Source organism: Nocardia sp. NPDC003999, from assembly GCF_053604885.1.
In genome coordinates this window covers 1-4343 of the sequence record NZ_JBSGIB010000049.1, presented here as the reverse complement: position 1 = coordinate 4343, position 4343 = coordinate 1, and the positions used below count along the sequence as shown (strand labels likewise).

At 67.0% G+C, this 4343-nt stretch carries 1 protein-coding gene; it reads left to right on the top strand.

Translation table 11 applies throughout. The features are described 5' to 3' along the window. Positions 1 to 4343, top strand: a 4343-nt coding sequence (locus tag ACWESM_RS36540; RefSeq protein ID WP_452495714.1) for an amino acid adenylation domain-containing protein, incomplete at both ends; no start/stop codon positions are given.

Below are 4343 nucleotides of genomic sequence, written 5' to 3'. Positions count from 1 at the left end.
TTGATCGTGGGTGATGCTTATGCGGAGTCGGGTGCGGCTGGGGGTATCGGTGGGTTCTTGACGTATGCGACTGATCTTTTCGATCGGGCGACGGTGGAGAGTTTCGCGGCGCGGTTGTCGCGCATCCTCGCCGCCGTGGTCGCCGATCCCACCGTCCCGGTCGGCGATCTCGACCTACTCGCCGACACCGAACGGCACGACGTGCTGGCACGCTGGAACGCCACCGACCAGGCCGTCGACACGGGAGCGACGCTGGCCTCGCTGCTCGACGCCAGTGTCGCGGCGGACCCGCGCTCAACGGCGCTGGTCGCGGACGCGGTCGATGGCGAGCGGGTCGAGCTGACCTACGCCGAACTTGATTTGCGTGTGAATCGTCTTGCGCGGCACTTGATTTCGTTGGGTGTCGGTCCGGAGTCGCGGGTCGCGCTGGCGTTGCGTCGCTCCGTTGATTTGATCGTGGCGATGTATGCGGTGGCGAAGTCCGGTGGTGCGTATGTGCCGGTGGATCCGGATCAGGCTGCCGAGCGGACGAGCTACATCTTGGAGACGGCGGCACCGGTTTGCGTGCTGACCAATGCCGATGCGAAGTTCGAGACCGATGTCGCGCCGGTGGTGCGGATCGATGAACTGGATCTGTCGGAGCTGGATGCCGCGCCGGTCGCTGATGTCGATCGCGTCGCGCCGTTGCGTCCGGAGAACACGGCGTATGTGATCTTCACGTCTGGTTCGACGGGTCGCCCGAAGGGTGTCGCGGTTCCGCACGGCGCTATCGCGAACCAGTTGCAATGGAAGAACATCGAGTTCGGGCTCGACGCTGCGGATGCGATTCTGCTGAAGACGGCCGCGACGTTCGACCTCTCGGTGTGGGAGTTCTGGTCGGCGGTAGTGTGCGGTGGCCGTTTGGTCATCGCCTCACCCGACGGTCACCGGGACCCGACGTACCTCAACGAACTCATGGCCCAGGAATGGGTCACCACGCTGCACGTCGTCCCGTCGATGCTGGACGCGCTGTTGACTGCCGGTATGCCGGATTCGCTGTGGCGGGTGTTGGCGATCGGTGAAGCCCTTCCGGGTGCGTTGGCGCAGCGGTTCTTGCGTGAGAATCCGCGTACCGAATTGTTCAATCTGTATGGTCCGACCGAGGCGGCGGTGTCCATCACCAGCCATCGGGTCAGTGATACCGACCGGGTTTCGGTTCCCATCGGTGCGCCGGAGTGGAACAGCCGGGTGTTCGTGCTGGATGGGCGTTTGCGTCCGGTGCCGGTGGGTGTGTCGGGTGAGTTGTATTTGGCTGGTGCGCAGTTGGCGCGTGGTTACTTCGGTCGTGCGGATCTGACCGCGGATCGGTTCGTGGCCAACCCGTTCCAGCCCGGTGCGCGGATGTACCGCACTGGTGATTTGGTTGCGTGGACGAGCACAGGCGAACTCGAGTATCGGGGTCGTACGGATTTCCAGGTGAAGATCCGTGGTTTCCGTATCGAGCTCGGTGAGATCGAAGCCGCGTTGCTCGCCCTGCCGGAGATCGCGCAGACTGCGGTGATCGCGAAGTCGGATCCGCAGACCGGTGACCGGTTGGTCGCGTACATCGTGCCTGTGGATGCTGGAGCAGGTGCCGCTGGCGATGCCGACGATACGGCCGGTGCCGGATCCGGCGTGGATGTGGCTCGGGTGAAGTCCGAACTGAGCGCTGGGTTGCCGTCGTACATGGTGCCTGCGGCGTTCGTGGTGCTGGATGCTCTGCCGTTGAACGTCAACGGCAAGCTCGACCGCAAGGCGTTGCCGGAGCCGGAGTTCGAGGTCCAAGCCTTCCGGGCGCCGTCGACTCCGATCGAGGAGATCGTGGCGTCGGTGTTCGCCGAGGTGCTCGGGGTCGAGCGGGTGGGCGCGGACGACGACTTCTTCGCTTTGGGTGGTAATTCGCTGTTGGCGACGCAGGTCGCGGCGCGTATCGGCGCGGCGCTGGATGCCCGTGTGCCGGTGCGTGTGCTGTTCGAGGCCTCCACCGTCGCCGGATTGGCCGTGAAGGTCGAGCAGCACGCGGGAGCTGGCGGGCGTAAAGCCTTGGTGGCCGGTCCGCGTCCGGAACGGATCCCGTTGTCGCTGGCGCAGCAGCGCATGTGGTTCCTCAACCAGTTCGATCCGGCCTCATCGGTCTACAACATCCCGGCCGCCATCCGCCTCACCGGCGATCTGGACGTCGCGGCCCTGCGAGCGGCGGTCGCGGATCTGGTGGCGCGCCACGAGATCCTGCGCACGATCTACCCGCAGACGTCCGACGGCCCGGTACAGCGGGTGCTCGCGGCGGACGAGGTGCCGATCGACCTCACACCCGCGCGAGTCGACGCGGCCGATTCGGTCGCCGTGGTGACCAGCGTGGTCGGCGCGGGGTTCGAGGTCACCACGGAGGTCCCGTTCCGGGTCGCGCTGTTCGAGATCGCGTCCGCGAGCGCGGACGACCCCACCGAGCACGTGCTGGTCTTCGTCGCGCACCACATCAGTTCCGACGGCTGGTCGCTGGGCCCGCTCACCCGGGATCTGGTCCTGGCCTATGAGGCGCGCAGCAGAGGCGAGGCCCCGGCCATGGCCCCGCTGCCGGTGCAGTACGCCGACTACAGCCTGTGGCAGCGGGAGGTGCTCGGCTCCGAGACCGACCCGAAGAGCCTGATCTCGCAGCAGGCCGAGTACTGGCGGGACGCGCTCGCCGCTCTGCCGGAGGAACTGCCGCTGCCGACCGACCGGCCCCGGCCCGCCCAGGCGTCCTATCGCGGAGGCAGTTTCGCCTTCGACATCGACGCCGACCTGCACACCGGGCTAGAACAGCTGGCCAAACAACACAATTCGACGCTGTTCATGGTGGTGCACGCCGCGCTCGCGGTGCTGCTGGCGCGGCTGTCGGGCACCTCGGACATCGCGATCGGCACCCCGGTGGCCGGCCGCGGCGAGGCCGAACTCGACGACCTCATCGGCATGTTCGTCAACACGCTGGTGTTGCGCACCGAGGTCGAGCCGGGCACGTCGTTCGAAACGCTGCTGGCCGAGGTCCGCAAAACCGACGTCGCCGCGTTCGGCCATGCCGACCTGCCGTTCGAGCGGCTGGTCGAGTTGCTCGATCCGGTCCGCTCGGCGGCGCGGCATCCGCTGTTCCAGGTGATGCTGGTGCTGCAGAACCTCGCTCCCGCGACGCTCGAGTTGCCCGGGCTCACGGTGTCGGGCATCGATCCGGGAGTGTCGGCGGCCAAGTTCGATCTGCAGATCACCCTGGCCGAGCAGCCCGGTGCGCCGGGTCTGTCGGTGGTGATCGGTTACGCGACCGACCTGTTCGACGAATCGACGGTGCGGAACTTCGCGAGCCGGTTCCGTCGTGTCCTGGCGGCGGTCGCGGCCGATGCCACAGCCGTGGTGGGCGATATCGATGTGCTCGCGCCCGGCGAACGCGACCAGGTGCTGAGTGCGTGGAATGTGCCGGGGGCCTGGGTTCCCGGTGCGACACTGCCGGATGTGATCGCCGAACAGGCGTGGTTGCGCCCGGACGCGGTGGCGATCCGTTCGGGTGAGACCACGTTGACTTTCGGTGAGTTGCACCGGCGGGCGAATCAGGTGGCGCGGGCGTTGATCGCTCGGGGTGCGGGTCCGGAGTCGTTGGTGGCGGTGGCGGTGGCGCGTACCGAGGAGTTGCCGGTCGCGTTGTTGGGGGTGTTGATCGCGGGGGCGGCGTATCTGCCGATCGATACCGGGTATCCGGTGCAGCGGTTGGAGTTCATGCTCGAAGACGCCGCCCCGGTCTGCGTGCTGACCACGGTGCAGCAGCGGGAGGCGGTGCCGTCGGGTGGGTTGCCGGTGGTGCTGCTGGAGGCGGCAGGAGAGTTCTCCGATGCGCCGGTGAGTGATGCCGATCGGGTGGGCCGGTTGCGGGCGGACAATCTGGCGTATGTCATCTACACCTCCGGTTCCACCGGGGTGCCCAAGGGCGTGGGTGTGGCGCACCGCAACGTCATCGAGTTGCTGGCCAACACGCAGCCGTTGTTCGGGTTCGACGAGACCGATGTGTGGACGTTGTTCCATTCCTTCGCGTTCGATTTCTCGGTGTGGGAGTTGTGGTGCGCGCTGGCGCACGGCGGCAGCGTGGTGGTGGTCGACTACGTGACCTCCCGCTCGCCGGAGCAGTTGCGCGAACTGCTGATCGATGAGCGGGTCACGGTGCTCAACCAGACCCCGTCGGCGTTCTATCAGCTGGTGGAGGCCGACCGCGCCGCGGCGGGCGGGGGTGAGTTGGGGTTGCGGTATGTGATCTTCGGTGGGGAGGCGCTGGATCTGCGGAAGCTGGGCCGCTGGTATGCCCGCCA